The following is a 5691-nucleotide window of genomic DNA, read 5'->3' on the forward strand; positions in this document are numbered from 1 at the left end:
GCAGGCGGCCGAGTTCGTGGCCCGCTGGGACGGCCGGCTGACGGTGGCGGTGGTGAACGCCCCCGGTTCGGTCGTCGTGTCGGGTGATCTGGACGTGCTGGACGAACTGCTGGCGGTCTGTGAGGCCGACGGCATCCGCGCCCGCCGCCTGCCCGTCAACTACGCCGCCCACTCCGCCCAGGTCGAGGCGATCCGCGAGCAACTGCTCACCGACCTCGCCGGGATCGAGCCGAGGACCGCGGACGTCCCCTTCTACTCCACCGTCACCGCAGAACCGGTCGACACCTCCGCCCTCGACGCCGACTACTGGTACCGCAACCTCCGCGAACCCGTGCTGTTCGACCGGACCACCCGTGCGCTGCTCGACCACGGCCACACCGTCTTCGTCGAGGTCAGCCCGCACCCCGTACTGGTCTCCGCCGTCGAGGAGACCGGTCACCACCACGGCTCCGACCTCCTAGTCACCGGCACGCTCCGGCGTGACCAGGCCGACTTCCTCACCTCGCTCGGCCGTCTGCACGTCCATGGCGTCCGGGTCGACTGGCGGTTCCCGGACGACACCGAGCCCGTCAGCCTGCCGACGTACGCCTTCCAGCGCCAGCCGTACTGGCTGCGGCCCGTCCCGACGGCGTCGGGCGACCACCCCCTGCTCAGCACGTTCGTGGAACTGCCCGACGGCGCGGTGCTCAGCGGACGGATCTCGCTCGCCACCCACCCGTGGCTGGCCGACCACGCCGTGCGGGGCTCCGTCCTCCTGCCCGGCACCGCGTTCGCGGAGATGGCGGCCTACGCGGCCGGCCGGCTCGGCCGCGCGGTCGAGGAGCTGGTGCTCGAGACGCCGCTCGTCCTCGACGACACCGCGGTGGACCTCCAGGTCGTCGTGGGCCCCGAGGACGACGGCCGCAACCCGCTCACGGTGTACTCGCGTGACGGCGACGAGTGGGTGCGGCACGCCACCGGGACCCTGGGCGAGGAGCCGGTGCTGAGCGCCTGGGTCTGGCCGCAGGCCGGTGAGCCCCTCGACGTCGACGGGCTCTACGACTCGCTGTCCGTACTCGGCTACGAGTACGGGCCGGCGTTCCAGGGCGTCACGGCGGCCTGGCGGGTCGGCGACACCGTCTACGCCGAAGTGGAGCTTCCCGCCGAGGAACCGTTCGCCCTGCACCCCGCGCTGCTCGACGCCGCACTGCACCCCATGACGTTCCTCACCGACCGCACCGGCCTGCCGTTCGCGTTCACCGGAGTGGCGATACGGCCCACGGGCCACCGGACGCTGCGCGTACGCCTGTCCGCCACCGGGCCGGACACGTACACCGTGGCCGTGGCCGATCCGGACGGCGCCCCGGTCGCGGTCATCACGTCGCTGACCGTCCGGAAGGCCGGCGCCGTCCCGGACAGCCTGTACGCACTCGACTGGCAGCCCTTTGAATCGCCGGCCTTCGAACCGGCATCGGCGGGCGGCGACCTCGCGGACTTGGTCGTCTACGAGGTGCCCGGGCCCGAGCCCGAGGCGGACACCGTCGAGGCGGCGTACGAGAGCGCGCGGAGCGTACTCGCCGTGATCCGGGACCACTTGGCGGGCGAGACGACGCGGCTGGCGGTCGTCACCCGCAACGCCGTCGCCGCCGCGCCCGGTGACGTGGTCGGCCTCCACCACTCGATGGTCTGGGGCCTGGTCCGCGGCGCGCGGGCCGAGCACCCCGACCGGTTCGTCCTGGTCGACGCCGACCCGACCTGGGACCCCGCGCTGATCGCTGGCACGGACGAGCCGGAACTGGCGGTACGCCAGGGGACGTTGCGCGTCCCCCGCCTGGTCCGCGTCGGCGCGAGCCTCACCCCGCCCGACGGGACCTGGCGGCTGGAGGACACGGGCACCGGCAGCATCGACGATCTGGCGCTGGTGCCCCGCCCGGAGCTCATGGAGCCGCTGGGGCACGGGCAGGTCCGGATCGCCATGCGGGCGGCCGGACTCAACTTCCGGGACGTGCTGATCGCCCTCGGCGTCTACCCCGGCGAGGCCCTGATGGGCGGCGAAGGCGCGGGCGTCGTCCTCGAAACCGGCCCGGACACCCGGTTCCGGCCCGGCGACCGCGTCATGGGCCTGGTCCCCGGCGCCTTCGGCCCGGTCACCGTCGCCGACCAGCGGCTGCTGGTCCGGATGCCCGACGACTGGTCGTTCGCCAGGGCCGCGTCCGTGCCCGTCGTGTTCCTGACCGCCTGGTACGGCCTGCGCGACCTGGGCGGGCTGAAGGCCGGTGACCGGGTGCTGATCCACGCGGGTACCGGCGGCGTCGGCATGGCGGCGATCCAGCTGGCCCGGCGGCTCGGGGCGGAGGTGTTCGCCACCGCCGGCCCGGCCAAGTGGCACACCCTGCGCGCCCTGGGACTGGACGAGGACCACATCGCCTCGTCGCGCACCCTGGAGTTCGAGCAGAGCTTCCCGCCCATGGACGTCGTCCTGGACTCGCTGTCCGGCGAGTTCGTCGACGCCTCCCTGCGGCTGCTCGTGCCGGGCGGCCGGTTCGTGGAGATGGGCAAGACCGACATCCGCGACGCGGCCGACCATCCCGACATCGTCTACCGGGCGTTCGACATCGCCGACGCGGGGCCGGAACGGCTCGGCGAGATCCTGGACGCCGTCGTACGGGCCTTCACGGACGGCGGGTTCGCACCGCTGCCGTTGGACGTCCGCGGGGTCCGGGACGCGGTCGACGTGTTCCGGTTCATGAGCCGGGCCGCTCACGTGGGGAAGATCGTCCTCACCGTTCCCCAGCCGGTCGACCCCGACGGCACCGTGCTGATCACCGGGGGTACGGGGACGCTGGGGGGCCGTGTGGCCCGGCATCTGGTGGCCGAGCGGGGTGTGCGGCACCTGCTGCTGGTCAGCCGCGGTGGTGGCGGGGCGGCGTTGCGCGAGGAGCTGGCCGGGCTGGGCGCCGAGGTGACCGTGGCGGCCTGTGACGTGGCCGACCGGGACGCGCTGGCGGCCGTCCTGGACTCGATCCCGGCCGCGCACCCGCTGACCGCGGTCGTCCACGCCGCCGGCGTGCTCGACGACGCCGTGGTCGAGTCCCTGACCCCCGAACGTCTCGCCGCGGTCTGGGAGCCCAAGGCACGGGCGGCCTGGAACCTGCACGAACTCACCCGGGGAAGGGACCTGACGGCGTTCGTCCTCTTCTCCTCGGCGGCCGGGACGCTCGGCAGCCCCGGGCAGGCCAACTACGCCGCGGCCAACACCTTCCTCGACGCCCTCGCCGTGCACCGGCGTGCCCTCGGCCTGCCGGCGACCTCGCTGGCCTGGGGCTACTGGGCCGAGGCCAGCGGCATGACCGGGCACCTGACCGATGCCGACCAGGACCGGCTGACGCGAGCCGGGGTCGTGCCGCTGGCCACCGACCACGCCCTGTCGCTGTTCGACGCGGCCCTGGCCACGGACCGGGCCGCGCTGGTGCCGGTACGCCTCGACCTGTCCGTGATGGCGGGCTCCCCGGCGGCCCCGGCGGCCCTCAAGGGCCTCGTCTCCCGCAAGGCGGCCCGCCGCCCGGCGCGGCACGGCGCGATCGCCGACCGCCTGCGGTCGCTGCCGGAGGCCGAACGGCTGCGAGCCGCACTCGACCTGGTCACCGCCAACACCGCCGCCGTGCTCGGTCACCGCGAACCGGGGGCCGGATGGGACCGGCAGCCGTTCAAGGACCTCGGCTTCGACTCCCTGACCTCCGTCGAACTGCGCAACCGGCTCAACACCGCCACCGGCCTGCGCCTGCCCGCCACCGTCACCTTCGACCACCCCACCCCGCGGCAACTCGCCGAGCACCTGCTGAGCGGGATCCTCGGTGGGGATGTGGTGCCCGTGGCGCCGGTGGGTGGAGTGGGTGTCGGGGCTGATCCGGTGGTGATCGTGGGCATGGGGTGCCGGTTGCCGGGTGGGGTGGGGTCTCCGGAGGACTTGTGGGGCCTGGTGTCGGGTGGGGTGGACGCGATCGGGGCGTTCCCGACTGACCGCGGGTGGGACGTCGAGGGGTTGTTCCATCCGGATGCGGATCACCCGGGGACGTCGTACACGCGGTCGGGTGGTTTCCTCGCGGACGCGGCGGGGTTCGATGCGGACTTCTTCGGGATCTCGCCGCGTGAGGCGTTGGCGATGGATCCGCAGCAGCGGGTGCTGCTGGAGACCGCGTGGGAGACCTTCGAGGACGCGGGGATCGATCCGACGTCGTTGCGGGGCAGCCGGACGGGCGTGTTCACCGGCATCTGGGCATCCGGCTACGGTGACCAGGCACCCGCCGACGCCGAGGGCTACCTCGGTACGGGCGCCGCGACCAGCGTGACCTCCGGCCGGATCGCCTACCTGCTGGGGCTGGAGGGTGCGGCGGTCTCGCTGGACACCGCCTGCTCGTCCTCGCTGGTGGCGATCCACCTGGCCGCGCAGGCGCTCCGCTCGGGGGAGTGCTCGCTCGCCCTGGCCGGCGGGGTGACCGTGATGGCGACCCCGCTGGGGTTCACGGAGTTCTCGCGCCAGCGCGGCCTGGCTCCCGACGGCAGGGTGAAGGCGTTCGCCGAGGCGGCCGATGGTACGGCCTGGGCCGAGGGCGCCGGCCTGGTGCTGCTGGAGCGCCTGTCCGACGCCCGCCGTAACGGCCACCGGGTGCTGGCGGTGGTGCGGGGTTCGGCGGTCAACCAGGACGGCACCTCCAACGGCCTCGGGGCGCCGAACGGTCCGTCGCAGGAGCGGGTGATCCGTCAGGCCCTCGCCAACGCCGGACTCTCGACGGCGGACGTGGACGCGGTGGAGGCGCACGGCACGGGGACCACCCTCGGTGACCCGATCGAGGCGCAGGCGCTGCTGGCGACGTACGGCCGGGACCGGGTGGAGCCTTTGTGGCTGGGGTCGGTGAAGTCCAACATCGGCCACACCCAGGCGGCGGCCGGCGTGGCCGGTGTGATCAAGATGGTGATGGCGATGCGGCACGGGCAGTTGCCGCCGACGCTGCATGTCGATGCGCCGACCTCGCACGTCGACTGGGAGTCCGGAAACATCCGACTGCTCACCGAGGCCCGGCCCTGGCCCGACAACGGCCACCTGCGTCGCGCGGGCATCTCGGCGTTCGGCATCAGCGGTACGAACGCGCATGTGGTGATCGAGGCGGCTGCCGAGGAGCCGGTCGGAGTTTCGACGGGGTCCGCGGGTGGGGTGGTGCCGTGGGTGTTGTCGGGGAAGTCGGAGGCGGCGTTGCGGGAGCAGGCGCGCCGGCTGAGCGCCTTCACCGTCGTACGTCCCGAGGTGAGCCCGGCTGCGGTCGGAGGCGCCCTGGCTGCCCGCACCGTGTTCGAGCACCGGGCCGTGGTGCTGAGCGGCGTGGAGGCGTTGGACGCCCTGGCCGAGGGCGGTACGGCGCCGGGTCTGGTCACCGGGACGGCCCGCCCGCTGGGTCGTTCGGTGTTCGTGTTCCCGGGGCAGGGTGCGCAGTGGGTCGGTATGGGCGGGGAGTTGTACGCCTCGGAGCCGGTGTTCCGGGAGGTGGTCGACGCGTGTGACGCGGCGTTGGCGCCGTACACGGACTGGTCGTTGGTGGAGGTGCTGACGGGCGGTGGTTCGCTGGAGCGGGTGGATGTGGTGCAGCCCGCCCTGTTCGCGGTGATGGTGGCGCTGGCGGAGCTGTGGCGTGCCCATGGTGTGGAGCCCGATGCGGT

General features: G+C 73.5%; 1 protein-coding gene. It reads left to right on the forward strand.

Annotated features, from left to right (window positions below; all coding sequences use genetic code 11):
- Window positions 1–5691, forward strand: a 5691-nt coding sequence (locus ACWDBE_RS38955; protein WP_449810346.1) for an SDR family NAD(P)-dependent oxidoreductase, incomplete at both ends; no start/stop codon positions are given.

Source organism: Kitasatospora sp. NPDC001132, from assembly GCF_053598415.1.